The sequence below is a fragment of the Pseudomonas fluorescens genome, assembly GCF_902497625.1.
Classification (GTDB): Bacteria; Pseudomonadota; Gammaproteobacteria; order Pseudomonadales; family Pseudomonadaceae; genus Aquipseudomonas; species Aquipseudomonas fluorescens_BQ.
In genome coordinates this window covers 1-25,403 of the sequence record NZ_CABVGX010000040.1, presented here as the reverse complement: position 1 = coordinate 25,403, position 25,403 = coordinate 1, and the positions used below count along the sequence as shown (strand labels likewise).

Annotated in this window: 20 protein-coding genes and 1 other RNA gene; 13 read left to right on the top strand and 8 right to left on the bottom strand. The window is 58.2% G+C overall.

The window, feature by feature from the left end:
- The first annotated feature begins 251 nt into the window (after window positions 1-251).
- The 8 genes from F8N12_RS21120 (at window position 252) to F8N12_RS21080 (ending at window position 11,926) form a co-directional block, all read left to right on the top strand.
- Window positions 252-911, top strand: coding sequence for a GntR family transcriptional regulator (locus F8N12_RS21120; protein ID WP_150582145.1), 660 nt, complete (start codon window positions 252-254; stop codon window positions 909-911).
- 2 nt (window positions 912-913) lie between these two features.
- Entirely contained in the window at window positions 914-4,402 is a 3,489-nt protein-coding gene (gene smc, locus F8N12_RS21115; RefSeq protein WP_150582127.1) for a chromosome segregation protein SMC, read from the top strand.
- A gap of 225 nt (window positions 4,403-4,627) precedes the next feature.
- On the top strand, window positions 4,628-5,479 hold the full coding sequence (gene zipA, locus F8N12_RS21110; protein ID WP_150582126.1) for a cell division protein ZipA: 852 nt from the start codon (window positions 4,628-4,630) through the stop codon (window positions 5,477-5,479).
- 232 nt (window positions 5,480-5,711) lie between these two features.
- Window positions 5,712-8,069 carry an NAD-dependent DNA ligase LigA gene (gene ligA / locus F8N12_RS21105; RefSeq protein WP_150582125.1) on the top strand — a complete coding sequence of 786 codons (2,358 nt, stop codon included), beginning with the start codon at window positions 5,712-5,714 and terminating at the stop codon, window positions 8,067-8,069.
- 500 nt (window positions 8,070-8,569) lie between these two features.
- An RNA gene (ffs, locus tag F8N12_RS21100) (signal recognition particle sRNA small type) lies at window positions 8,570-8,666 on the top strand.
- A 238-nt stretch (window positions 8,667-8,904) separates the two neighbouring features.
- Window positions 8,905-9,708, top strand: coding sequence for a hypothetical protein (locus tag F8N12_RS21095; RefSeq protein ID WP_150582124.1), 804 nt, complete (start codon window positions 8,905-8,907; stop codon window positions 9,706-9,708).
- 505 nt (window positions 9,709-10,213) lie between these two features.
- Window positions 10,214-10,669 (top strand): hypothetical protein, encoded by a 456-nt coding sequence (locus F8N12_RS21085; protein ID WP_150582123.1) that lies wholly within the window; start codon window positions 10,214-10,216, stop codon window positions 10,667-10,669.
- A gap of 456 nt (window positions 10,670-11,125) precedes the next feature.
- Window positions 11,126-11,926, top strand: coding sequence for a hypothetical protein (locus F8N12_RS21080; protein WP_150582122.1), 801 nt, complete (start codon window positions 11,126-11,128; stop codon window positions 11,924-11,926).
- A gap of 833 nt (window positions 11,927-12,759) precedes the next feature.
- Here the strand turns inward: F8N12_RS21080 and F8N12_RS21075 are convergent.
- The 3 genes from F8N12_RS21075 to F8N12_RS21065 all read right to left on the bottom strand — a co-directional run bounded on the left by F8N12_RS21075 (window position 12,760) and on the right by F8N12_RS21065 (window position 15,212).
- Window positions 12,760-13,437 carry a hypothetical protein gene (locus F8N12_RS21075; RefSeq protein WP_150582121.1) on the bottom strand — a complete coding sequence of 226 codons (678 nt, stop codon included), beginning with the start codon at window positions 13,435-13,437 and terminating at the stop codon, window positions 12,760-12,762.
- A gap of 75 nt (window positions 13,438-13,512) precedes the next feature.
- The gene (locus tag F8N12_RS21070; RefSeq protein ID WP_150582120.1) at window positions 13,513-14,235 is read right to left on the bottom strand and encodes a hypothetical protein; all 723 of its coding nucleotides are present in this window, start codon (window positions 14,233-14,235) and stop codon (window positions 13,513-13,515) included.
- A 215-nt stretch (window positions 14,236-14,450) separates the two neighbouring features.
- The gene (locus F8N12_RS21065) at window positions 14,451-15,212 is read right to left on the bottom strand and encodes a substrate-binding periplasmic protein (RefSeq protein WP_150582119.1); all 762 of its coding nucleotides are present in this window, start codon (window positions 15,210-15,212) and stop codon (window positions 14,451-14,453) included.
- A 142-nt stretch (window positions 15,213-15,354) separates the two neighbouring features.
- Here F8N12_RS21065 and dnaX point away from each other — a divergent pair, with 142 nt between their 5' ends.
- From dnaX to F8N12_RS21040, 5 genes are all read left to right on the top strand, one after another.
- Entirely contained in the window at window positions 15,355-17,412 is a 2,058-nt protein-coding gene (gene dnaX / locus F8N12_RS21060; RefSeq protein ID WP_150582118.1) for a DNA polymerase III subunit gamma/tau, read from the top strand.
- 64 nt (window positions 17,413-17,476) lie between these two features.
- Window positions 17,477-17,815 (top strand): YbaB/EbfC family nucleoid-associated protein, encoded by a 339-nt coding sequence (locus tag F8N12_RS21055; protein WP_056856987.1) that lies wholly within the window; start codon window positions 17,477-17,479, stop codon window positions 17,813-17,815.
- 255 nt (window positions 17,816-18,070) lie between these two features.
- Window positions 18,071-19,105, top strand: coding sequence for an NADP-dependent oxidoreductase (locus F8N12_RS21050; protein WP_150582117.1), 1,035 nt, complete (start codon window positions 18,071-18,073; stop codon window positions 19,103-19,105).
- A 78-nt stretch (window positions 19,106-19,183) separates the two neighbouring features.
- A complete protein-coding gene (recR, locus tag F8N12_RS21045; RefSeq protein WP_028621411.1) occupies window positions 19,184-19,786 on the top strand; it encodes a recombination mediator RecR in 603 nt (200 codons plus the stop codon).
- Window positions 19,787-19,970: 184 nt separating this feature from the next.
- The gene (locus F8N12_RS21040) at window positions 19,971-21,119 is read left to right on the top strand and encodes an acyl-CoA dehydrogenase family protein (protein WP_150582116.1); all 1,149 of its coding nucleotides are present in this window, start codon (window positions 19,971-19,973) and stop codon (window positions 21,117-21,119) included.
- An 82-nt stretch (window positions 21,120-21,201) separates the two neighbouring features.
- Here F8N12_RS21040 and F8N12_RS21035 read toward each other — a convergent pair whose 3' ends face one another.
- The 5 genes from F8N12_RS21035 to ccoS form a co-directional block, all read right to left on the bottom strand.
- Window positions 21,202-21,750, bottom strand: coding sequence for an adenine phosphoribosyltransferase (locus F8N12_RS21035; protein WP_150582115.1), 549 nt, complete (start codon window positions 21,748-21,750; stop codon window positions 21,202-21,204).
- A gap of 79 nt (window positions 21,751-21,829) precedes the next feature.
- Entirely contained in the window at window positions 21,830-22,564 is a 735-nt protein-coding gene (fnr, locus tag F8N12_RS21030; protein ID WP_150582114.1) for a fumarate/nitrate reduction transcriptional regulator Fnr, read from the bottom strand.
- Window positions 22,565-22,644: 80 nt separating this feature from the next.
- A complete protein-coding gene (gene hemN, locus F8N12_RS21025; RefSeq protein WP_150582144.1) occupies window positions 22,645-24,027 on the bottom strand; it encodes an oxygen-independent coproporphyrinogen III oxidase in 1,383 nt (460 codons plus the stop codon).
- Between the two features lie 430 nt (window positions 24,028-24,457).
- Complete coding sequence (locus F8N12_RS21020; protein ID WP_150582113.1) at window positions 24,458-25,141, bottom strand: sulfite exporter TauE/SafE family protein; 684 nt, start codon at window positions 25,139-25,141, stop codon at window positions 24,458-24,460.
- Window positions 25,134-25,352, bottom strand: a complete 219-nt coding sequence (gene ccoS, locus F8N12_RS21015; RefSeq protein ID WP_150582112.1) for a cbb3-type cytochrome oxidase assembly protein CcoS — start codon at window positions 25,350-25,352, stop codon at window positions 25,134-25,136. Before ccoS ends, F8N12_RS21020 begins: the two co-directional genes overlap by 8 nt.
- Window positions 25,353-25,403: the final 51 nt, after the last annotated feature.

Sequence of the window (25,403 nt, the reverse complement as noted above, 5' to 3'; positions counted from 1 at the left end):
TCATTATTGTTGTTAACCGACTTGGACCGAATTTATCAGGTCTGACTTTGTGGTCAATGATTTTCTGACTTAAAGGTCAGGAAATCTTATTTTGTCGATCAACGACCTGTGACTTCATTATTGACCCTCACGGGAGACCCTGCCTTTTTGCGGGAATCGTGCCAAAACCGCTGAGTGGGCACTCCGCCATGACCTCTCACTTGCGCTACACTGCGCCGCTTGTGAAGATTGAAGAGTTTGAAGGGACAACCATGACGTTCAAGGCGCCGGATAGCCTCGCCGAGCAAATCGCCCACCACCTCGCCGAACGCATCATTCGTGGCGAAATGAAGCCCGGGGAGCGCATTCAGGAACAGAAAGTCACGCTGGCGCTGAATGTCAGCCGCGGATCGGTCCGCGAAGCCTTGCTGATCCTCGAACGCCGCCACCTGATCGCGATCCTGCCGCGCCGTGGTGCGCACGTGACCGAACTCACTGCGCACAAAGTGCAGAGCCTATGCACGCTGATGAGCGAGTTGTACATTCTGCTCGGCAACGCCGTCGCCAGTGGCTGGCAGGTTCAAGCCGACATGGCGCCGTTCGTGCAGATTCAGCAGCGTCTGGCGGCCAGTTGCGAGCGTCAGGACATTCGCACCTTCGTCGACGACAGCTTCAACGTGATGCGCGCGGCTTACCCGTTCGCCAACAACCCGTATTTGCAGGAAACCGTCGAAAACCTGCAGCCGGCCATGAGCCGCGCGTATTTCCTTGCCCTCGACCAGCGCAAAGCCTCGATGAGTGAGTTCCTCGAGCTGTTCGAACGCTTGCTCGCGGCCGTGCTGGCCCGCGACTTTCCACTGATCCGCGAAGTGCTGACGGCCTACGCCCAGCGCAGCAGCGATCTGGTGGTTTCCGCCCTGACGGACGCCTGAGGGTGCGGCTGAAGTGCATCAAGCTGGCGGGGTTCAAGTCCTTCGTCGACCCGACCACGGTGAACTTCCCCAGTAACATGGCCGCGGTGGTCGGGCCCAATGGGTGCGGCAAGTCGAATATCATCGACGCCGTGCGCTGGGTGATGGGCGAGAGCTCGGCAAAAAACCTGCGCGGCGAGTCGATGACCGACGTCATCTTCAACGGCTCGACCAGCCGCAAACCGGTGAGCCAGGCCAGCATCGAGCTGGTGTTCGACAACTCCGACGGTACCCTGGTCGGTGAATACGCCGCCTACGCGGAAATCTCCATTCGCCGCAAGGTTACCCGCGACAGCCAGAACAGCTACTTCCTCAACGGCACCAAATGCCGCCGCCGGGACATCACCGACATCTTCCTCGGTACCGGCCTCGGCCCGCGCAGCTACTCGATCATTGAACAGGGGATGATCTCCAAGCTGATCGAAGCCAAGCCTGAAGACCTGCGCAACTTTATTGAAGAAGCGGCCGGCATATCCAAATACAAGGAGCGCCGCCGTGAGACCGAAAATCGCATTCGCCGGACCCACGAAAACCTCGCCCGCCTGACCGACCTTCGCGAAGAGCTGGAACGTCAGCTCGAACGTCTGCACAGGCAAGCCGAGGCGGCAAAGAAATATCAGGAATACAAAGGCGAGGAGCGTCAGCTCAAGGCGCAATTGTCGGCCTTGCGCTGGCAGGCACTGAATGAGCAGGTTGGGCAGCGCGAAGCGGTGATCGGCACCCAGGAAGTCAGCTTCGAAGCCTTGGTCGCCGAGCAGCGCAATGCCGACGCGAGCATCGAACGCTTGCGTGACGGTCACCACGACCTGTCCGAGCGCTTCAATCTGGTGCAGGGACGCTTCTATTCGGTCGGCGGTGACATCGCGCGGGTCGAGCAGAGCATTCAGCATGGTCAGCAGCGTTTACGGCAATTGCAGGATGACCTGAAAGAAGCCGAACGCGCCCGTCTGGAAACAGAATCGCACCTTGGCCATGACCGCACCTTGCTGCTGACCCTCGGCGAGGAGCTCGACCTGCTCACGCCCGAGCAGGAAGTCAGCAGCGCAGCCGCTGAAGAAGCCGCCGCCGCGCTGGAAGAATCCGAAGCCACCATGCACGCGTGGCAGGAGCGGTGGGACGCCTTCAACCTGACGTCCGCCGAACCGCGTCGCCAGTCCGAGGTTCAACAGTCGCGCATTCAGCAGCTGGAAACCAGCATGGAGCGCTTGGCGGATCGCCAAAAGCGTCTTGGCGAAGAGCGGGCTCTGCTCTCGGCCGATCCGGAAGACGCAGCGATCATGGAAATCAGCGAGCAGTTGGCGGCCTCCGAAGCCACGCTCGAAGATCTGCAGGCCAGCGAAGAGGCGCAAGTCGAACGGCTCGAACAGTTACGGCAGCAATTGCAGCATGCGTTGACCGCGCAACAGCAGGCGCAGGGCGATCTGCAGCGGCTGAACGGGCGCCTCGCGTCCCTTGAGGCGTTACAGCAAGCGGCGCTCGATCCAGGCACCGGCACCGCCGAATGGCTGCGTGAGCAGCACCTCGCCGACCGTCCACGCTTGGCCGAAGGCCTGACCGTTGAAGCCGGATGGGAACTGGCGGTGGAAACCGTGCTCGGCGCCGACCTGCAGGCGGTGCTGGTCGATGACGTTGGCGATTATGATCTGGCCGGTTTTGCCCAGGGCGATCTGCGCCTGGTCAGCCCGGCTAGCGATGGCGTGCGGGTGCCCGGCAGTCTGCTCGACAAGGTCGAGGCGAACATTGATCTGTCGCCTTGGCTGGCACAGGTGAAACCGGTCGACAGCCTCGAACAGGCGTTGGCCCTGCGCGGTCAGTTGTCGGCCGGACAAAGCCTGATCAGTCGCGACGGTTACTGGGTCGGTCGGCACTTTTTACGCGTGCGTCGCGCCAGTGAAGCGGAAAGCGGCGTACTGGCGCGTGGTCAGGAAATTCAGGACCTGAGTCTTGAGCGCGAGGAGCGTGAAGCCACGGTCGAAACCCTGGAAACGCAGCTGCAAAATCTGCGCGCGCAGCAGCGTCAGCAGGAGAACGGCCGCGAACACTTGCGCCGTCTGCTGCAAGATGAAGCACGTCAGCAAGGTGAATTAAAAGCGCAGTTGTCCGCCGGCAAAGCCAAGGCGGAACAGCTTACCCTGCGCCGCACTCGTCTCGACGAGGAACTCAGCGAGCTGGCCGAACAGCGCGCGCTGGAACACGAAAGCGTGGGCGAAGCGCGCCTGCAGTTGCAGGATGCCCTCGACGCGATGGCGCTCGATACCGAACAGCGCGAACTACTGCTGGCTCAGCGCGACAGCCTGCGCGAGCGCCTTGATCGCGTGCGTCAGGAAGCCCGGCAGCACAAGGATCATGCGCATCAACTGGCGGTGCGCCTGGGCTCGCTCAAGGCGCAGCATGACTCGACACGCCAGGCTCTGGAGCGGCTGGAAATGCAGTCCGAGCGCCTGACTGAAAAGCGCGAGCAACTGAGCCTTAATCTGGAGGAGGGCGAGGCACCGCTGGAAGAGTTGCGCCTCAAACTCGAAGAGCTGCTCGACAAGCGCATGACCGTCGACGAGGAACTCAAGACTGCGCAGATCGCCATGGAAGACGCCGACCGCGAACTGCGCGACGCGGAAAAGCGCCGTAGCCAGGCCGAACAGCAATCGCAGTTGATCCGCGGCCAGATGGAAACTCAGCGCATGGAGTGGCAAGCCCTGACCGTGCGCCGCAAGACTCTGCAGGATCAGTTGCTGGAAGACGGCTACGACCTTCACGGCGTGCTCGCGACGTTGACCGCCGAGGCCAATGAGAAAGACGCCGAGGAAGAGCTTGAGCGCATCGCCGCGCGCATTCAGCGCCTGGGCGCGATCAACCTCGCGGCCATCGACGAATACCAGCAACAGTCCGAGCGTAAGCGTTACCTGGATGCGCAGAACGACGATCTGGTGGAAGCGCTCGATACCCTGGAAAACGTGATTCGCAAGATCGACAAGGAAACCCGTAATCGTTTCAAAGATACCTTTGATCAGATCAATAGCGGTTTACAGGCACTTTTTCCAAAAGTTTTCGGTGGTGGCAGCGCGTATTTGGAACTGACGGGCGAAGATCTACTCGATACAGGGGTGACGATCATGGCGCGACCGCCCGGAAAGAAGAACAGCACCATCCATTTGCTGTCCGGCGGTGAAAAAGCCTTGACCGCGCTGGCACTGGTTTTTGCGATCTTCAAGTTGAATCCGGCGCCGTTTTGCATGCTCGATGAGGTTGACGCGCCACTTGATGACGCTAACGTCGGTCGCTACGCGCGGCTGGTGAAAGAGATGTCGCAAACGGTGCAGTTCATTTATATCACTCACAACAAGATCGCCATGGAAATGGCCGATCAACTGATGGGGGTGACGATGCATGAGCCGGGTTGTTCGCGACTGGTAGCCGTCGACGTGGAGGAGGCAATGGCGATGGTGGACGCCTGACGGCGAGCTGCAAGCGGCAAGCTAACAGCTGCAAGTGATGCGGCTTGCAGCTTGGAGCTTAAAGCTTGTAGCTGCGAAGCCGCCTGTCGTGCTAGTTTAATGTCAATTTTTCGTGTACGTGGGTAAAACGCCTGTCAGAACATAGAGTTGGCGCCACGTTTTAAAGCGGTTTGCGAGTTGTAAACCCCTTATTTTTCAGCATTTTTTATAGAGGCACGGGATTACATGGAAATCGGTCTGCGCGAGTGGCTGATCGTCATCGGCATTATTGTCATTGCCGGTATTCTTTTCGATGGCTGGCGCCGGATGCGCGGCGGCAAGGGAAAACTGAAATTTCGTCTTGACCGCAATTTGTCCAATCTGCCCGACGAGGACACCGGCGCCGAGCTGCTGGGCCCGCCGCGGGTGCTGGATACCCACAAGGAACCGCAACTGGACGAGCACGATCTGCCGTCGGTGAGCATGCCTGCCCGGGAAACCAGGGAGTCGGGTTCCAAGCGTGGCAAGCGCGGGCACGGTGAGCCCTCGCAAGGCGATTTGAATCTGAACCTGGATCTGGACGGCGGCCCGAGCTTCAGCAGCGCTGATGATTTCCCGGACGACACCAAACCGTCGCCATCGGCCAGTGACAGAGAGCAGCCGCAAGCTGAAGAAGTACTGGTGATCAGCGTGATCTGCCGCGATGCAGCCGGCTTCAAGGGCCCGGCGCTGTTGCAGAATATTCTCGAAAGTGGCCTGCGTTTCGGCGAGATGGACATTTTTCATCGCCACGAGAGCATGGCCGGCAACGGCGAAGTGCTGTTCTCGATGGCCAATGCGGTCAAGCCCGGCGTATTCGATCTGGACGATATCGACCATTTCAGCACCCCGGCCGTGAGTTTCTTCCTCGGCCTGCCAGGCCCGCGTCATCCCAAGCAGGCTTTTGATGTGATGGTCGCCGCGGCGCGTAAATTGTCGCAGGAACTGAACGGCGAGCTGAAGGATGACCAGCGCAGCGTACTGACTGCTCAAACTATCGAGCATTACCGTCAGCGCATTGTTGAATTTGAACGCCGTGCTTTGACGCAGAAGCGTTGATTCGAAGGTTGGCACGGGGCTTTTGTGGTGAGGGGGCTTGCCCCCGTTGGGCTGCGAAGCGGCCCTAAAACCATCCAGCCCGGTGTGTCAGATAAAGCGCGTTTGCGGTATTTACGACTGCTTCGCAGCCGAACGGGGGCAAGCCCCCTCGCCACAAAGCGCACGTCTTAAGCTATTGTGATTTACAGATTGAGCAGCCTCGGCTGCTTTTTTGCTTTATGAGAGAACACCCATGACCGCCGCCAAAACCCGCATCCTGGAACTGCGCGCTGAGCTGGATCAGCACAACTATCGCTATCACGTGCTGGACGAGCCGAGCATCCCGGACGCCGAATACGACCGCTTGTTTCACGAGCTTAAGGCTCTGGAAGCGGCCAATCCCGACCTCGTGACCAGCGATTCGCCGACCCAGCGTGTCGGCAGCGCGGCGCTGTCTGCGTTCACGCAAGTGCGCCACGAAGTGCCGATGCTCAGCCTTGGCAACGCCTTCGAAGAAAGCGACATGCGCGAGTTCGATCGCCGGGTGACGGAAGGCCTCGATCTGCCGGCCGGCGATTTGCTCGGCGGCGCAGCGGCGGTGGAATACAGTTGCGAACCCAAGCTTGATGGCCTGGCGGTCAGCCTGCTTTATCAGGATGGCGTGCTGATACGCGGCGCGACCCGCGGGGATGGCACCACAGGCGAAGACATCAGCGTCAACGTGCGCACGGTGCGCAACATTCCGCTGAAACTCCAGGGCAGTTGTTGGCCGGCGACCCTCGAAGTGCGCGGCGAAGTGTTCATGTCCAAGGCCGGCTTCGAACGCCTCAACGCCACGCAACTGGAGGTTGGCGGCAAGACCTTCGCCAACCCGCGCAATGCCGCGGCGGGGAGCTTGCGTCAGCTGGATTCAAAGGTCACCGCCAACCGTCCGCTGGAATTCTGCTGCTACGGCATCGGCCAGATTTCCGCTGACGTCGCCGATACCCATATCGGCAATCTCAAGCAGCTTCAGCATTGGGGTTTGCCCATCAGCCGTGAACTCAAACTCGCTCACGGTATCGACGAGTGCCTGGACTACTATCGCGACATCGGTTCACGCCGCAACGACCTGACCTATGAAATCGACGGTGTCGTCTTCAAGGTCAACAGCATTGCCTCTCAGCGCGAACTCGGCTTCCGCGCCCGCGAGCCGCGTTGGGCCATCGCCCACAAATTCCCGGCGATGGAAGAGCTCACAGAGTTGCTCGACGTGGAATTCCAGGTCGGCCGCACCGGCGCGGTCACTCCCGTGGCGCGGCTGAAACCGGTGAAAGTGGCCGGCGTCACTGTGGCCAATGCGACCTTGCACAACATGGATGAAGTGGCGCGTCTGGGCCTGATGATCGGCGATACCGTGATCATTCGCCGAGCCGGCGACGTGATTCCGCAAGTGGTGCAAGTCGTCACCGAGCGCCGTCCGGAAAACGCCAGAGCAGTGCAGATTCCCGAGCAATGCCCGGTGTGCGGCTCGCAAGTCGAGCGCACGCAACTGGTCAAGCGCAGCAAGGGTCGCGAGACCGTCAGCGAAGGTGCGGTCTACCGCTGCGTCGGCCGTCTGGCCTGCGGGGCGCAACTCAAGCAGGCCATCATTCACTTTGTCTCGCGCCGCGCGATGGATATCGAGGGTCTGGGCGACAAGAGCGTCGAGCAATTGGTCGATGAAGGTCTGGTGAGTTCGCCAGCCGATCTGTATGCCCTGAAGTTCGAGGACATTGTCGACCTGGAAGGTTTCGCCGAGCTGTCGAGCAAGAAGCTGCTCAGCGCCATCGAGAACAGCAAGAAGCCAAGCCTGGCGCGCTTTATTTACGCGCTCGGCATTCCTGATGTCGGGGAGGAGACGGCCAAGGTGCTGGCGCGCTCCCTCGGTACCCTGGAGCGCGTTCAGCAAGCATTGCCGCATGTGCTCACGTACCTGCCGGATGTGGGCCTGGAAGTGGCGCACGAGATTCACAGTTTCTTTGAGGATGAGCACAACCAGCAGGTCATCAAGGATCTGCTCAGGCATGGTCTGCAGATCCAGGATCAGGGCGATCTGGGTGCCGAGTTCGCTGCGAGTACCACGCTGGGCGGTTTTCTCGACAAACTGCACATACCTTCGGTCGGGCCGGGCGGGGCGCAGAAACTCGCGGAGCGCTTCGGTTCGCTGCAAGGCGTGTTCACCGCGGACTGGCTGGACATGCGTCAGGCGTTGCCGGAGAAACAAGCGAATTCCGTGCGAGAGTTTTTCGCGATTGCCGAAAACCGACAGCTCGCTGAAGCCGCCGAACAGCAGCTGCGCGAGTTCGGCATGCATTGGCAGAGCGAGAAAAAAGTCGTCGAAGGGTTGCCGCTGGCCGGACAGACCTGGGTGTTGACCGGTTCGCTGGAATTGATGAGCCGCGATGTCGCCAAGGACAAACTGGAAAGCCTCGGCGCCAAAGTGGCGGGCTCGGTCTCGGCCAAGACCCACTGCGTTGTGGCCGGGCCAGGCGCGGGCTCGAAGTTGACCAAGGCCAATGAGCTGGGGTTGAAGGTGCTGGATGAAGAGGCGTTTGTGGCGTTTTTGAGTTCGCACGGTATCGCGATCTGACGTGTTAGATCAAAAGATCGCGGCCTTCGGCAACGCCTGCAAAGTACCGGCGTACGACTGCAGGAGCCGCCGAAGGCTGCGATCTTTTGATTCATTCCCGGCAAATCGCAGAACGCCGTTCCAGCGGCAGTGATCCAGTGCTGGCAAGCTCAACCGCACTTCATCCGAAATCCCCCAAACCTGTAGCAGCTGCCGAAGGCTGCGTCCGGCTGCGCCCGGCTGCGCAGCAGCCGTAAACCCGACGTCCACCGTCGGGCTGACAGACCCCAGCGCCATTTTTTACGACTGCTGCGCAGCCAGACGCAGCCTCGCAGGCTCGACAGCTGCTACGGGGTGCGGTGATGCGCGAGAGCAACGCCGGTAACCCGGCCGCCGTTTCGCTTGAGTCGCATGTCGTTGAACGTACTCATATTTTTTAATCTGCTCGAACGGTTGTAACTTCGTCTCAGACAGGTACAATGGCGCGGCTCGCCGTCAGGTGAGTGTCGTTATGGTGACCCCATCGGTCCCCCCGCAACGATTACCCGTGAACCTGGTCAGATCCGGAAGGAAGCAGCCACAGCGGGAACATTGTGTGCCGGGGTGTGGCTGGTGGGGGCACCACCTATCTCTAAATCCTTGATTTTGCAAGGATTTGTCAGTCAAAAAACTCGAAGTGTGACAGCGTTTAGGTACACCAAAGTGTGCACCATAAGCGGCATGTTATCGTCTGCCTGTTGTTTCTCCAACACTTCTCCTGACCAACCACCTATAGATGCAACTGGCGGCACCCTGCGGCTGGCCCCTAGCCATTGCGGTCATTACTATCACTGAACCTTTTCGGTGAGGTGTAAACATGAGCGATGACGTAAAGAAGACCTGGCAGCAGTTTGTTTTCGAGTACCAACCGCCCTCAGAAGCCGCTTGGATCAACGACCTCGCTATCAGGTGCTTCAGGGATACGGGAGACGGTGATTATATTGCTGCGAGGCTGGCCCTGAAGGCCGGTTTAGCTACGCAGGCCATCTGGTCTGGGTTGCAAGCTGTCGAAAAGTACTTGAAGTGCATGCTGCTTCTTCGCAGGGTCAGCTCAAAGGGGGTAGGGCACAAAATCGCTGAAGGCCTCAGGCTGGTAAATGATCGCTTAGGCTACGACATAGTTTTGCCCGACCATGAGCAAGCAGTCTTCAATCATCTCGCAGAGTCTTGTGGTGATCGATATCTAGTCGCATCACTCCACCTATTCGATCACGAGCTGTCAGGGTTAGATGCACTGGTGTGGCGCCTCCGCCAGTACTGCGATGTGCTTGATGTCGAGCACTATAACGACAAGCCGTCTGAAGAAGTTTTGTCTAGGAGCCTGGATAAGATTAAGGCAAGGCTGTACGGAGAGCCTGTCGGTGGGCACCTAGAACGCGGCGCTCTTGAGAAGATCCTGGCTTACCAGCATCACCGGGCCCGTGAAGGTCTTGTCTGGCGTAACGCAATGTTCGGTGGGGGGCAGCCTTTCAGCGCCTCTGGGAATTTCAACTTCGTTGCGACCAACTCGCCATTGTACTTGAACCCTCAAATCGCCAGAGCGGTGAGTAAGCTGGTGCAGCTACCATACGGGGCCCTGGAGGCATTCGAAGAGCTCGCGATAGAGCAGGGGAAAGTCTGACGAGTCAGCGGCTATTCGCCGCCATAACGTTCCTGTGGTGGTCTTGCCATCCATCAGCCGCGGATCAGGTCGTCAGGATACTGTTTACATATACAGTATTTGGTGCGTGCGTGATGGAAGACGATGATCAATGACAGAGGGTTTGCACTGGGCCTTCCCTCTCGCGAGGAAATGCTCAAGCATCAGTATGATTAGCTTTGTGCCGAGCTGGAGACTACGCGGCGAGACTTGAGGAAGGCTCATCAGGACATCGCCGGACTGATCGTCATGAGTCGGAACAGGTTAACTGAGTTGTCTGCTTTAAAGGTTGAGCACGAGCATTTGAAGTGGACACTTACTGAGACGTACCGGAGGGAACGTGAAAGAGGCATGACACAATTGGGATATGCATACCGTTACCACGGCGCCAGGGAAAAAGACGTAGCATCAGGTCTCGAATGATGTGATGGCAGGAAGCCATTGCACCCGGTAACATGCTGCCACTCACTCGCATCGGAACGCGACCATGAATAAGATAATAGCCGTTGCCGCCTGTCTGCTGACACTCTCGGGATGTCAGGACTCTGAAGAACAACGTCTGCTCACGCTGGCGGATGCCGCAAAAAAGAGCATAGCCGAGCGGTATAAAGACCCAGAATCAGTAATCTTTAAGGACCTGAAGCTGGATTGGCAACAACAGCATATTTGTGGGGAGCTGAACGCTAAGAACGGCTACGGTGGGTATACCGGATTTGAACGGTTTCGAGCTGATCTAGACGGAGTTGGTGCGAATACGGTTGTGACAAACGTTTGGACCCCGACAGAGATGCTCATGCAAATGAAAGCTGACGTTGCAGTGGGACGACAGACTATCTCGCACGCAGAGGGAATCAACAAAATAGGCTTTGATCTCATGTGTGCAGACGTTGAGCTGCTCAAGGGATCAAAGAAGATACCCATTAACATACCTTCTACAAGCTGACGAAACTCGCTGCCATAAAGCCACCGGAGAACACGCATGACTGCAGGCATGGGCTTTGCTTTGATCATGAGCCTAGTGATTTTAATTGGCGGTGTGCTGGCTGGACTCTCGGTTAGGGGTTTTATCTGCCTGCTTCGCCAGAGGGGTGAACCACTAGCGCGCAATCGGGGATGGATAGCAGTGATCGCATGTGTCGGGTGTTTCGCATGGTATCCCTTGCATGGCACCTTTAACGCCGGGGGGGCTGTTGTGTCATTCCTATTTGCTGTGGGGATGCTGACCTCCATCGTGTATTAAACATCAGCCAGCCTTGAGCTATTGGCTGAGGGTGTGGAAGCTGGACGGAGGCTCACGCATGGAAAGAATGTTCATGGTAGGTATGGCGATAAACAAACCTAGTGGCACTGTGAGAGTCTGGCGGTATGATCGGAGCTACTTGAATCACGGAATTCAACAATGAAGGGATGTCTTGTAATATTTGCGAGCATAGGCGGATTTTTGACTCTTATTTTCGCATGGTTAGTCCTGCTAACTAACAAGCCGAACTATCCTGATCGCGCCGATAGAGTTGATCATCCTAAATTTGATGAAGCACTATGCATGGAAGCAGCAAGAGAAGAAATATATAGACGGCATTATTCTTATGACGATCAGGCGAACAGCAAGACAGACAGGTGGATATACAAGACTCATTTCAAATTCTTAGACAATGATATGGATGGACTTGGTTTTTCGATGCCCGGTAACTATAAAGTCGGCAACATATATTCCAAATACGCCGGATACATTCCCGGAATTGTCACATGGGGAAGGAAGAGCACCCAAGTGATTATCCAAAAAGCGCCGGGATTGCTAACCTCGCAGCTAGCCATAGAGCCAACATACGTTGCTATCAAGCTTCGCTGTCAGCCTGACAGATTACTGGCTACCAATACGCCCTACAATAGGGCGAGTCTTTTCCATCTAGACCGCCCAGACAACGACCCCACTATTACCATAAATCGACAGCTCGGCATTAGACAAGTCGATGAAAGTTTTGATACAAGTTTCATGCCGTTGGACAAAAGCCTTAGAAACCCTGACGGTAGCGAACTTGTCGTGCAATGTCATAAAAGCGGCAGGCGCCACTGCTGGAACTCTTTTCTCTTTAGAGATGGCGTATGGGTAATCTACAGATTTCCAACTGAGCAACTAGCTGACTGGAAAAAAATACATGATCTTGTATTGTCGAATTTAGAGTCAGCGATAATAAGGTGATTCGCTCGTGCCTCCTTGCCCGCCGTTTTTCAGACAAGGCACAGGGTGGGGGCCGATCTACACAGCGGCTGAAATAGTATGGCTGGAGATTCTGTCGGTCTTGCTCGGGCTATTAAGCGGGCTAGCGCGCACCCAAGGCTGAGTCGCCGAAATCTCACGAATAAGTTGAGGGGTCTATGGGTGGCGCCGACAGCGATTGTAGCGCAGCTGAGACGGTGATTGATTGTTTTGCTAGGACCAGGTCTGACGAGTGACGAACTCATGCTCCTCGAAGGCTATACGTCTCTTAACCGAATGTGATGTTCAACGTCTTCACGACACCAGACACTTGCAACGCTGACCACTCACCACCTCTAGCCGTAGTGATCTTCTTACCGTTGAGGCAATCCGCAACCTGCTGAAGCGTTGTCGCACTACGATGGATACACAGTTGGATAGGATCATGGATAGATGCTGTGAATGTGCTTACACGTACGTGTACAGCGTCTTGAGCCTTCGCACGTTGGCTTGTGTACGGCCTATGGCTAATGCGTCAGCTCTGCTCTGTACACCCTGCACGGAAACAGCATCTCTGCTATCAGCCTTGGCTTTCAGAGTGGCGAGAGTGTCTTTCGTACGATCACTGATCAACTTGCGTTCCTGATCAGCAAGTGCGGCGAACAAATGAAGCTGGAAGGGGGTTGCGTCTGGTGGGCTTGCCTCCTATCTCTAAATCCTTGATTCTACACGGATTTGTCGGTCAGAAAACTCGAAGTGTGACAGCGTTTAGCCATACCAAAATGGTACGGCCATGCGGCATGTTAACGTCTTCCAATCCTCCGACCAAGCTCGACTCAATTGATCGCGCAAAGATACGCTCGGTTAAGTGCTTTTCCGCACGCGACCAGCGAGTTCTGAAGCTGGACAGTGCCCTCCAACGCCTCCATGACCCAGCAAGCGGGGTGGTAGTGACCCTTGTAGTCGAAGCCTTCAACCTTCCCGCCTCGGTTTTCATCAATAAACGAAAGTGATGGGTTGTGGGTGATGAGCTGGCGATGCTTCACGGTGTTCGAGAATGCTTGGATGTACGCAAACCATTCGGAAGATATCGCAGCGGAAAGCTCTTCTTTCAGTTCTCCGTGTGACAGCGCTTTGGCAACTTCCTGAACGTACGGGTTGGCCTTGCACGGCTTCGTTAACATCAGCTGATTCACGAGTTGCCCAAAACTATCGAAAGAGCTTCGTGTAATGGTGGTGCAAGCAATGAAATTTGCTTCGCTGACAATTCCAGCCTGCCACAGCACACCATCGTCGTCCTCAATCCCAAAGATCCGATTAGCGAAACTCATTCCGTCGGGATCATTTGTTACGTTGAAAGCCTCGAAGGCATCACGAGCAAGGCACTTGTGGTAATCAAAAATTTCGCGGGATCGGGCTAGAGAGTTAATCAGGGATATAAGCTCTTTCGCTCTGCTGGGGTGGTTGATCTTCACGCCGTCGCGTAACTGGTCAAGTTGCCATTGGGTAGTCACGACAGTTCCTCTGAAATCTGCTGAAGCATCACCGGAAGTACAGGCCCAAGGCGTGTAGCGGATGGTGCCTGTGGTTCACTGCCGGAGGTAGTTGTTGATGTGCAGGTACATCCAGAGTGCGGCAATGGAGCTTGCCGCGCCCCAGACGAGGGGGATTACGTAATCTGTTAGCCACGGGGTCACAAACGCCCCTCGCACGATGACGAACGCTTTGATCGGCCATGTGATAAACACTGAGGGCTTGTAGATGCAAAGCTGAGCTTCACTCCAAAAGGGATTCCACCCTTCCTTCGTTCGCACTCGGTAATCAAACCATAGACGGACCTCAGTGCGAAATTCTCTGCTTACGTAGCGTATATCGGTGCTTTCAGGATGTGCCATGTTGTCGGCTTCAATTTTGCCGTGACAGGTGAGCATGCCCCGACCTCGGTAAAACTCTACCGCCTCTGCACCGTTCGGGTCTTCGGCGAACATCTCCCGCAATCTTGCCTTCATGGAGCGTGTCTGAAGACGAATCGCCGCCCATCGCAGACTTGCATCGTAAAGGTTCTGCATAGCGTCATCAAAAAATAGCGCTAGTGCGGGGATGCGCAGGTAGTACCGCCACCAGAGGTAGACGTTGAGCAGACATAGCACTAGCCACGCTTTGCCAACATTCGTCCCCAACTGAATCTCCGTTCCCATCAGCTGAAATTTTTCCAGCTTCGCTCCGAAGAACCACAGCGCCAAAACGATACCGGAGTATCCGATCAGGAATCCGCGTGCCTTGTTAAAATCAGTCGGATCAATATCGTGCATATCCAGCAGCCTCATGAGCGATGGCAGATGGTAGCAGTTCGCCCAAGGGTCATGCACTCAAGGCCTTTTTGGGCCATTTCTCACCACTTGTCTTCGCGTTATCTCACCCACTATTGATTCCATGCTCTGCCAACGGATGCTGTCCGGGGCGGATTTTTTTTCGTCTGCGTTTTGTTGCTGCGAAGCGCAAATCACAGCGCCGACAGCCCCGGGCGTTATCGATTGGCCCCATCGGCTGCGGGTTTTCCGCCGACGTACAGACGAATAATGTCGTCAATTTCCCCGGACATTTTCATCCGCAGCAGGGTGCGCAGGATCCGTTGTACCGGCACTTTCGGATCATTGCGCACATAACAGCCGACTTTCTGCACCTGCAATACCGCCACGCCTTGCAGTTGCTGATTGGGCTGCAGACGCTGGTTGAACCATTCCAGCGTCCACTGATTGCTGACTGCATATTGGTAGCGCCCGGCCAGCAGTTTCTCCAGTACCTGCTCCTGATTGCGCGCGTCTTCACGCTGCAGCTGGTCTGCATCGAACAACGGTTGCAGGCTCGGGTAGCTGTAGCCGTGCACCGTGCCGATCGATTGTCTTGGTAGATCTGCCGGAACGACCGGGTCAGGCGGCGCCTGCTTGCTGATCAGCAGATCCGGTTGGGTCCACAGCAGAATGCTCCAGATGTAGTCGCCGGACTGGTTCGGCAGCCAGGACTGCGCGGAGTAGCAGCGGATGTCGACCTCGCCGCGTTCCATGGCGTTTTGCACGCGGGCTCGGGGCAACACATGAAACTCCGCCGGTGCGCCGACCTGGGTCGCGAGGCTGATCATCACGTCATGCAGGATGCCTTGAATCGGGCGGCCGCGTTCCAGTTGCACCATCGGCATCGCCCAACTGTCGGGCACGACAAAGCGCAACGGCGGCTCGGCGGCAGCGGCGCTCAGACTCATCAACAGCAGTGCCCCCAAGGCCAGCCGCATAGACACTCCGATCCAAATGGAAAACGAGCCATAAGCGCCCGCAAATTGCATCTTAGCCAGATTAGACGAGCGCGCCGGATGCAATTTTGCCCCTGCTCCGCTAGCATTAGCCGCTTCTGCTTTCCAGTGGCGACGGTTTTCGATGAGTTATCAGGTTCTTGCACGTAAATGGCGTCCGCGCTCGTTCCGCGAAATGGTCGGCCAGACCCATGTGCTCAAGGCTCTGATCAATGCCTTGGACAGCCAGCGGCTGCACCATGCCTACCTGTTCACCGGCACGCGAGGCGTCGGCAAGACCACTATTGCGCGGATCATCGCGAAATGCCTGAACTGTGAAACAGGTATCACTTCGACACCCTGCGGCGAGTGCTCGGTGTGCCGGGAAATCGATGAAGGCCGTTTTGTCGACCTGATCGAGATCGACGCCGCGAGCCGGACCAAGGTCGAGGACACCCGCGAACTGCTCGACAATGTGCAATACGCCCCAAGTCGCGGGCGCTTCAAGGTCTATCTGATCGACGAAGTGCACATGCTGTCCAGCCACTCTTTCAATGCGCTTTTGAAAACCCTTGAAGAGCCGCCGCCGTACGTTAAATTCATCCTGGCGACCACCGACCCGCAGAAACTTCCTGCAACCATTCTCTCGCGGTGCCTGCAGTTCTCCCTGAAGAACATGACGCCGGAGCGCGTGGTTGAGCATTTGACCCACGTCCTCGGTGTGGAAAATGTGCCGTTCGAGGACGATGCACTGTGGTTGCTGGGTCGAGCCGCCGACGGTTCGATGCGCGACGCCATGAGCCTGACCGATCAGGCGATTGCCTTCGGTGAGGGCAAGGTCATGGCCGCCGATGTGCGGGCGATGCTGGGCACCCTCGATCACGGCCAGGTCTATGACGTCCTGCATTCGCTGATCGAAGGCGACGCCAGGGCGCTGCTCGAAGCCGTTCGCCATCTGGCTGAGCAGGGCCCGGACTGGAATGGCGTGCTCTCGGAAATTCTCAATGTATTGCACCGGGTTGCCATCGCCCAGGCATTGCCTGAGGGCGTCGACAATGGCCACGGCGATCGTGACCGGGTGTTGGCACTGGCCCAGGCGCTACCGGCCGAAGATGTACAGTTTTACTACCAGATGGGCCTGATCGGCCGCCGCGATTTGCCGCTGGCGCCGGACCCGCGTGGTGGTTTCGAGATGGTCTTGCTGCGCATGCTCGCGTTCCGCCCGGCAGACACCGCGGACGTCCCGAGGCAACCGCTAAAGCCAGTGGGGATCAGCCAGGCCACAGTTGATTCCGCAAATGCAGTGGCTGCCGCGCCTGTCGTCGCGGCGGTAGCCCCTATGGCGGCTGTACCCGTTGCGAAGAATACGCCGCCTGAGCCTGAGCCTGAGCCCGTAGCGCCGATTGCCGAACCGCAGCCGGAGCCCGTCGCGATCGAAGCGGTTGTCGATCTGCCGTGGAATGACCCGGTCGAACCCGAAGTAGCGCAGCAGGCCGCCGTCGAGCCGATGCTGGAAACCGCCGCCGAGCAGCCCGAGTTGCCGCCGATGCCGTTGCCGACCCCGGACAGCGTCGTGCCCGATGCCCCCGAATGGGCGGCCGCGCCGATCCCGGAACCGTCTGTGGCTGAGGTCGATGCCGCCACGCCCGGTGTCGACCTTGATGACGAGCCGCCGCTGGATGAGGATTACATCGAGCCTGACATGGATTCGTCCTACAGCTACCTCGATGAGCTGGCCAGCGAACATGCTGCCGAACCGGCGCCGGAACCTGAGCCAGAACCCGCCGCAATGCCGGCCACCGGTTTGGCGCTGCAGTGGCTGGAGCTGTTCCCGAAACTGCCGATTTCCGGCATGACAGGTAGCATCGCCGCCAACTGCACACTGATCGCCGTCGATGGCGACAACTGGTTGCTGCACCTGGATCCGGCTCATAGCGCCTTGTTCAACGCGACCCAGCAACGCCGTCTCAACGACGCGTTGAACCAATATCACGGGCGCACGCTTACATTGAGCATGGAGCTGATCAAGCCCGAGCAGGAAACCCCGGCTCAGGCGGCTTCCCGGCGACGGGTCGACCGCCAGCGCGAAGCCGAGGCATCGATCCACGGCGATCCGTTCATCCAGCAAATGATGCAGCAGTTCGGTGCGGTCATCCGTAACGATACTATTGAACCTGTCGAAGCTCTGGTCAGTCAGGGCTAATATCTGAAGGCGTTCGGTCGCAGGGCCGGGCGCTGCTTAATCCAAGTACTTTGAGGTGATTCCCATGATGAAAGGTGGCATGGCCGGCCTGATGAAGCAGGCGCAGCAGATGCAGGAAAAAATGGCCAAGATGCAGGAAGAACTGGCCAACGCCGAAGTCACCGGTAAAGCCGGCGGCGATATGGTCACTGTGGTTATGACCGGTCGGCACGACGTCAAGCGTGTGACCATAGACCCGAGCATGGTTGAAGGTCTGAGCGAGGACGACCGCGAAATGCTGGAAGCCGTGTTCGCCGCCGCCGTCAACGACGCCGTGCGCAAGATCGAAGCCAACAGCCAGGACAAAATGTCCGGCATGACCGCTGGCATGCAACTGCCGCCGGGGATGAAATTGCCGTTCTGATTCGCCAACGCGGGTTAAGTGAGTTACACAAAATGCCAGGCGTTGCTTGGCATTTTTGTATTCGCGGTATTTTGTCGTTCCCACGCAGACGGTTCGACGCCTCGACGAAGGAACGATCAAGCGTCGATCCTGTGGGAGCGTGGCTTGCCCGCGATGAAGTCACCTCGGTACAACTGACGAAACTTCGAACCCGACACCGCCACAAAGGTCTGCTCCCTATACCGCCAATTTTCACCGATCACAGGAGACGCTCACATGCCAGACGCATTGACCCTCAACCAACGATTCGTATTGGCCTCCCGCCCGACAGGCGCGCCGACCCCGGAAAATTTTCGCCTGGAGCGTGAAGCGCTGCCAGACCTGGCCGAGGGTCAAGTGTTGCTCAAGACCCTTTACCTGTCGCTCGACCCCTACATGCGTGGGCGCATGAGTGACGCACCGTCCTACGCCGCGCCGGTAGAAATCGGTGAAGTGATGACCGGCGGTGCCGTCAGCCGTGTCGAGCGTTCGCTCAATCCCAAATTTCATGAAGGCGATCTGGTCGTCGGCGCGACGGGCTGGCAGAGCCACAGCATCAGCGACGGTCGCGACATCATGCCAGTGCCGTCCGGTCTGCCGAGCCCATCGATGGCACTGGGCGTGTTGGGCATGCCCGGGATGACTGCTTACATGGGCCTGATGGACATTGGCCAGCCGAAAGAAGGTGAAACCCTGGTGGTGGCCGCAGCGTCCGGTGCGGTCGGTTCGGTCGTCGGCCAGGTGGCGAAGATCAAGGGTCTGCGCGTGGTGGGCGTTGCCGGCGGCGCGGACAAATGCCGCTATGTGGTGGAAGAGTTGGGATTCGACGCCTGTGTCGACCATAAGAGCGACAATTTCGCCGACGAGCTCGCGCAAGCATGCCCCGACGGCATCGACATCTATTACGAAAATGTCGGCGGCAAGGTATTCGATGCCGTCGTGCCGCTGCTCAACGCCAAGGCGCGCGTGCCGCTGTGCGGCTTGATCGCCTCCTACAATGCACACGAAGCCCCGAGCGGTCCGGATCGCCTGCCGTTGTTGCAACGCACTTTGCTGACCAAGCGGGTACGCATTCAGGGCTTCATCGTCTTCGACGATTACGGCGACCGTCAGCCCGAGTTCGTCAGCGCGATGGCACCGTGGGTTCGCGATGGCAAGGTCAAGTTCCGTGAGGACGTGGTCGATGGCCTCGAGAACGCACCGGAGGCATTCATCGGCCTGTTGGAAGGCCGCAACTTTGGCAAATTGGTGGTGCGGGTTGCTCAGGACTGAGTAATTGTCGCCGCTATTTGACGCTTTACAGAGGCGCGGGTATAAACCGCGTCTCGTTATGTTGTCGGATGTTTCCTCATGAGCTTCAGCCCTTTGATTCGCCAACTGATCGATTCCCTGCGAATTCTGCCGGGCGTGGGTCAGAAAACTGCCCAACGTATGGCCTTGCAACTGCTCGAGCGTGATCGCAGCGGTGGCTCGCGCCTGGCATCGGCGTTGAGCCAGGCCATGGAAGGGGTGGGCCACTGCCGTTTGTGCCGCACCCTGACTGAAGACGATCTATGCCCACAATGCGCTGATACCCGCCGCGATGACACCTTGCTCTGTGTGGTCGAAGGGCCGATGGATGTTTATGCGGTGGAGCAGACAGGTTTCCGCGGTCGCTACTTCGTGTTGAAGGGCCACTTGTCGCCGCTTGACGGGCTGGGCCCGGAAGCGATTGGCATCCCGCAATTGCTTGAGCGCATTCAGCAGGCGGGCACGTTTACCGAAGTCATTCTTGCGACCAACCCGACGGTCGAAGGTGAAGCGACAGCACACTACATCGCCCAGTTGCTCAACAACAAGGGCCTGATCGCCTCACGCATCGCCCATGGTGTACCGCTGGGTGGCGAACTGGAGCTGGTCGATGGCGGGACGCTGGCGCATTCGTTTGCCGGGCGTAAGCCGATAGCCCTGTAATACCTGGAGTGACGCCATCGCGAGCAGGCTCGCTCCTGCATTGTACTTAGGAGGTTCACAAAGTTCCTATGGGAGCGAGCCTGCTCGCGATGCAAACAACTCGGTCCACCCGATTCACACAATCCTGTTGAAAACCAAGCAAGCGCTCGGTTAACGTCGCTGAACCCCTCAGTGGAGTTCGCCGATGCCTGCCTTTCAGGAATACTTCGATCCCAGCCACCAGTTAGTCCGCGACAGCGTCAGACGTTTCGTCGAGCGCGAGATTCTTCCGGACGTTGATCAGTGGGAAGAAGCCGAAAGCTTTCCCCGCGAACTCTACCTCAAGGCGGGCGCAGCGGGCATTCTCGGTATTGGCTACCCGCAAGAGCTGGGGGGCAGCCACGAAGGTGACCTGTTCGCCAAAATCGCCGCCAGCGAAGAGCTGCTGCGCTGTGGTTCCGGCGGTCTGGTCGCGGGCCTCGGTTCCCTGGATATCGGCCTTCCGCCGATCCTTAAATGGGCCCGTCCCGAGGTCCGAGAGCGCGTGGTGCCGGCCGTGCTGACCGGTGAAAAAATCAGCGCGCTGGCGGTCACCGAGCCCAGCGGCGGTTCAGACGTGGCCCATTTACAAACCCGGGCCGTGCGCGAAGGTGATTTTTATCGGGTCAGCGGCAGCAAAACTTTCATCACCAGCGGTGTTCGCGCTGATTTTTACACGGTCGCGGTACGCACGGGCGCAACCGGTTTCGGTGGTATCAGTCTGTTGCTGATCGAGAAAGGCACCCCAGGTTTCACGGTCGGTCGTCAGTTGAAGAAAATGGGCTGGTGGGCGTCGGACACGGCTGAGTTGTTCTTCGACAATTGCCTGGTGCCTGTAGGCAATTTGATCGGCGCAGAGAACATGGGCTTCGCCTGCATCATGGGCAACTTCCAGAGCGAACGACTCGCTCTGGCGCTGATGGCCAACATGACCGCGCAATTGGCGCTCGAAGAAAGCCTTAAGTGGGCTCGGCAGCGTGAGGCATTCGGTAAGCCGATCGGCAAATTTCAGGTGCTCAAGCATCGCCTCGCCGAGATGGCCACGGCGCTGGAAGTTTCGCGGGAATTTACCTATCGCCAGGCGGCAAAAATGGCGGCGGGGCAGAGTGTGATCAAAGAGATTTCAATGGCCAAGAATTTCGCCACCGACACTGCCGACCGGATCACCCACGATGCAGTGCAGATCCTCGGTGGTCTGGGGTACATGCGCGAAGGTCTGGTGGAGCGTCTGTACCGCGATAACCGTATTCTGTCGATTGGCGGCGGCACCCGGGAAGTGATGAACGAAATCATCAGCAAGCAGATGGGGCTTTAGTTTTTTGGTGTTGCAGGTATCGCGCTCGTCGGAATGCCGCCCAGAGCAGGCATTCCGACGAAGAGGGCGGTACAGGCCCCGCTTATTTATCCGTCAACGCAAACTGCGTCAGGCAGAAGGTCGGGATGCCCATATCCTGCAATCGCTGCGAACCGTTCAGCTCCGGCAGATCAATGATCGCCGCAGCTTCATGCACCCGCGCACCCATCCGGCGAATCAGGTTTGCTGCCGCAATCAGAGTGCCGCCGGTGGCGATCAGGTCATCGAACATCACTACAGAATCCCCCTCGCACAGACTGTCTGCATGTACTTCGAGAAACGCTTCGCCGTACTCCGTCGCATAACCTTCGGCCAAGACATCGGCCGGCAGCTTGCCTTGCTTGCGGAACAGTACCAGCGGTTTGTTCAACTGATAGGCCAACACTGAGCCGATCAGAAAACCCCGGGCATCCATGGCGCCGATGTGGGTGAAATCGACCTCGACATAGCGGTGAGCGAAACTATCCATCACCAGACGCAACGCCGCAGGCGACTGGAATAGCGGCGTGATGTCGCGAAAGATCACGCCCGGTTTGGGGAAGTCGATCACGGGGCGGATCAGGGATTTGATGTCGAAGGAGTCGAAGACCATCGTCGAGGTGTCCTGGCAGGCTACAAACGACGCAGTATAACGGTGGCTGAACCGTTTCGCTCAGCCACCATCCATCGGATCAGCTTTCGATGGAGCCGCCCGCGAGCGCGCACAGCTGAATCGGGTCAAGAATGTGGATCTCCTTGCCCTCGGCTGCAATCAGCTCGTTCTGCTGGAATCGGGTGAACACCCGCGACACGGTTTCCACCGCCAGGCCCAGATAATTACCGATTTCATTACGCGACATGCTTAAACGAAACTGGTTGGCCGAGAAGCCGCGAGCGCGGAAGCGCGCCGACAAGTTGACCAGGAATGTAGCGATGCGCTCGTCGGCAGTTTTTTTCGACAACAGCAGCATCATTTGCTGATCGTCACGAATTTCCCGACTCATGACTCGCATCAATTGCCGGCGCAGTTGCGGCAACTGCAGTGCCAGTTCATCGAGGCGTTCGAAGGGGATTTCACACACCGAGGTGGTTTCCAGTGCCTGCGCCGACACTGGATGCTTTTCAGTGTCCATGCCGGACAAACCGACCAGTTCGCTCGGCAAATGGAAACCTGTGAGTTGTTCTTCTCCGCCATCGCTCAGGCCAAAGGTCTTCAGGGCGCCCGAGCGGACGGCATAAACGGCTTCGAAAACGTCGCCCTGGCGGAACAGGAATTCGCCTTTTTTCAGCGGGCGGCCACGCTTGACGATTTCGTCCAGCGCATCCATGTCTTCCAGATTCAGCGACAGCGGGAGGCAAAGCGGGGCGAGACTGCAATCCTTGCAATGGGCCTGGGTGTGAGCACGCAACTTGACTGGCTCAGACATTTCTTCAATCCTTGTGGGAAAAACACACATAAGACGTAAGGGTAACCCACGACAGCATATTCAGGCCAGCTTGCAACGATTTAGATCACCCGGGAAAACCGCTGGTGATTGTGTTGCTCCAGGTACGCGTCGAACACCATGCACACGGAGCGGACCAATAGCCGACCGGCGGGGAGCACGCTGATTTTTTCGTTATCGAGTGCGATCAGGCCATCAGTGGCCATGCTTTGCAGTTGCGGCCACTGCGCGCTGAAATAACCTCGAAAATCGATGTTGAACACTCGTTCAATCTCGGCGAATTCGAGGTGGAAGGTGCAGATCAATTGCTGAATCACCGCCCGTCGCAGGCGGTCATCCGCGTTGCACACCAGGCCGCGTTGGGTCGCCATTTGTGCCGAAGCCAAAGCGTTCTGGTAGTGATTCAGGTCGCTGCTGTTCTGACAGTACAGATCGCCGATCTGACTGATCGCGGAAACGCCCAGGCCGATCAGGTCGCAATGACCATGGGTGGTGTAGCCCTGGAAATTGCGTTGCAGCGTCGATTCTTCCTGGGCAATGGCCAGCTCATCGTCGGGCAGGGCGAAATGGTCCATGCCGATGTAGCGGTAGCCGGCGGCGGTCAGCTGATCGATGGTGCGCTGCAGAATGTCCAGTTTTTGCGCAGCGGTCGGCAGTTCGTGGCTGTGAATGCGCCGCTGCGGCATGAAGCGTTCCGGCAGGTGTGCGTAGTTGAACACAGACAAGCGGTCGGGTTGCAGGCTGATGACTTCCTCGACTGTGCGGGCGAAGTTGTCCGGAGTCTGCTTCGGCAGGCCGTAGATCAGATCGATGTTGATCGAGCGAAACTGCAGGGTTCGCGCAGCCTCGATCACCGCGCGGGTCTCTTCCAGGCTCTGCAGGCGGTTGACCGCGCGTTGCACTGCGGGATCCAGATCCTGCAGGCCGATGCTGACCCGGTTGAAACCCAGCTCCCGCAGCAGGCCCATGGTCGACCAGTCGGCTTCCCGTGGGTCGATCTCGATTCCGTAATCGCCTGAGTCGTCGTCCAGCAGGTTGAAACTCTTGCGCAGTCGAGACATCAGCTGACGCAGTTCATCGTGACTGAGAAAGGTAGGTGTGCCGCCGCCGAAGTGCAATTGTTCGACCTTTTGTGCCGGGTCGAGGTGGCAAGCGATCAGCTGGATTTCCTGTTCGAGGCGTTGCAGGTAGGGAAGGGCGCGGCCGCGATCCTTGGTGATGACTTTGTTGCATGCGCAGTAGTAGCAAATGTTCGCGCAGAACGGCACATGCACATACAACGACAGCGGCCGCTGGGCTTTGCGGCTTTCGCGCAGAGCGTGGAAAAGGTCGAAAGTGCCGACAAGGCTGTCGAACTGCACGGCCGTCGGATAGGAGGTATAGCGCGGTCCCGCCAGGTCGTAGCGGCGGATCAGATCGTTGTCCCAACGAATGGCGTCGAGCATCATGCGGGCGTTCCCCGGATAGGCTGGCAGTGTCAGCAAGTCTATGGGGTGGGGCGTTGAGGCGTGTTGATTTGTATCAAGTGAACACAGACCTGTAGCAGCTGCCGAAGGCTGCGTCCGGCGGCGAAGCCGTCGTAAACCCGGACACCTGGGTGTGTCAGGGGAGTTGCGTGGGCCTTGTTGGCGAGGACTTTGTCCTCGGACGCAGCCTTCGGCAGCTGCTACAGGGAAGGTTTGTAGTCGGACGCAGCCTTCGGCAGCTGCTACAGGGAAGGTTTGTAGTCGGACGCAGCCTTCGGCAGCTGCTACATGGAAGGTTTGTAGTCGGACGCAGCCTTCGGCAGCTGCTACAAGGGCGGTTGTGGAGTCGGACGCGGCTTCTACAGGTACACGCGCTTTCATGTAGCAGCTGCCGAAGGCTGCGATCTCTTCAATGGCCCATCAACCAATGCTGATGCGGGCCGGGCAGGGTCCAGAGGCCGAAGAGGATGACCAGCACGCCGCCGGTCATGCGCACGCTGCGTTTGCGCAACAACGCCGTGACGCGCTCGGCGGCCAGGCCGGTGGCGAGTAATACCGGCCAGGTACCCAGGCCGAAAGCCAGCATCAGCAGTGCGCTGTCGAGCGCATTGCCCTGGCTCGCGGCCCACAACAAAGTGCTGTACACCAGCCCGCACGGCAGCCAGCCCCACAAGGCGCCGAGCAGCAAGGCGCGCGGAAGGCTCGAGACCGGCAGCAGCCTGTTGGCAACCGGTTGAATGTACCGCCACAGCCCGCGACCCAGGCTTTCAATGCGAGTGAGGCCGCTCCACCATCCCGCCAGGTACAGGCCCATGGCGATCAGCAGCAGACCGGCAAGGACGCGCATGAACATCGCCGCCGGACTGTTTGCCACCGCCCATCCGGCCAGGCCGATCAGCAGTCCTGCCGTGGCGTAACTGAGGACTCTTCCGAAATTGTAGGCCAGCAGCAGACGAAACCGGCGGCTGCGTTGTTCTTTGGGGATCGCCAGCGTCAGCGCGCCCATCAACCCGCCGCACATGCCCAGGCAATGGCCGCCGCCAAGCAGCCCGAGGATTACCGCGGATACCAGCAGGGGCACCAAATCAAGCATGCGGTGGCGCCTTGTCGTCCGAATCCAGTGGCCGAGCACTGGCTTCATCGACGGCGGCCTGGTGATTCGGGTCCTGATCGTCGAACAAAATGCTGTGGGCCGGGCCGTCGAGGTCATCGTACTGACCACTGTCGACCGCCCAGAAGAAAATATAAATCGCGATGCCGACGATCAGCAGCGCCGCCGGGATCATCACGTAGAGAGCTGGCATGGGTGAACTCCATGCCCGCGCGGCTCAGGCCGGCAGCGGGCGGGTGTGCGC

Coding starts and splice junctions, on each gene's coding strand:
- F8N12_RS21120 (WP_150582145.1), top strand. CDS start 252: ATGACGTTCAAGGCGCCGGATAGCCTCGCCGAGCAAATCGCCCACCAC.
- zipA (WP_150582126.1), top strand. CDS start 4,628: ATGGAAATCGGTCTGCGCGAGTGGCTGATCGTCATCGGCATTATTGTC.
- ligA (WP_150582125.1), top strand. CDS start 5,712: ATGACCGCCGCCAAAACCCGCATCCTGGAACTGCGCGCTGAGCTGGAT.
- F8N12_RS21095 (WP_150582124.1), top strand. CDS start 8,905: ATGAGCGATGACGTAAAGAAGACCTGGCAGCAGTTTGTTTTCGAGTAC.
- F8N12_RS21085 (WP_150582123.1), top strand. CDS start 10,214: ATGAATAAGATAATAGCCGTTGCCGCCTGTCTGCTGACACTCTCGGGA.
- F8N12_RS21080 (WP_150582122.1), top strand. CDS start 11,126: ATGAAGGGATGTCTTGTAATATTTGCGAGCATAGGCGGATTTTTGACT.
- F8N12_RS21070 (WP_150582120.1), bottom strand. CDS start 14,235: ATGCACGATATTGATCCGACTGATTTTAACAAGGCACGCGGATTCCTG.
- F8N12_RS21065 (WP_150582119.1), bottom strand. CDS start 15,212: ATGCGGCTGGCCTTGGGGGCACTGCTGTTGATGAGTCTGAGCGCCGCT.
- dnaX (WP_150582118.1), top strand. CDS start 15,355: ATGAGTTATCAGGTTCTTGCACGTAAATGGCGTCCGCGCTCGTTCCGC.
- F8N12_RS21055 (WP_056856987.1), top strand. CDS start 17,477: ATGATGAAAGGTGGCATGGCCGGCCTGATGAAGCAGGCGCAGCAGATG.
- F8N12_RS21050 (WP_150582117.1), top strand. CDS start 18,071: ATGCCAGACGCATTGACCCTCAACCAACGATTCGTATTGGCCTCCCGC.
- recR (WP_028621411.1), top strand. CDS start 19,184: ATGAGCTTCAGCCCTTTGATTCGCCAACTGATCGATTCCCTGCGAATT.
- F8N12_RS21040 (WP_150582116.1), top strand. CDS start 19,971: ATGCCTGCCTTTCAGGAATACTTCGATCCCAGCCACCAGTTAGTCCGC.
- F8N12_RS21035 (WP_150582115.1), bottom strand. CDS start 21,750: ATGGTCTTCGACTCCTTCGACATCAAATCCCTGATCCGCCCCGTGATC.
- fnr (WP_150582114.1), bottom strand. CDS start 22,564: ATGTCTGAGCCAGTCAAGTTGCGTGCTCACACCCAGGCCCATTGCAAG.
- hemN (WP_150582144.1), bottom strand. CDS start 24,027: ATGCTCGACGCCATTCGTTGGGACAACGATCTGATCCGCCGCTACGAC.
- F8N12_RS21020 (WP_150582113.1), bottom strand. CDS start 25,141: ATGCTTGATTTGGTGCCCCTGCTGGTATCCGCGGTAATCCTCGGGCTG.
- ccoS (WP_150582112.1), bottom strand. CDS start 25,352: ATGCCAGCTCTCTACGTGATGATCCCGGCGGCGCTGCTGATCGTCGGC.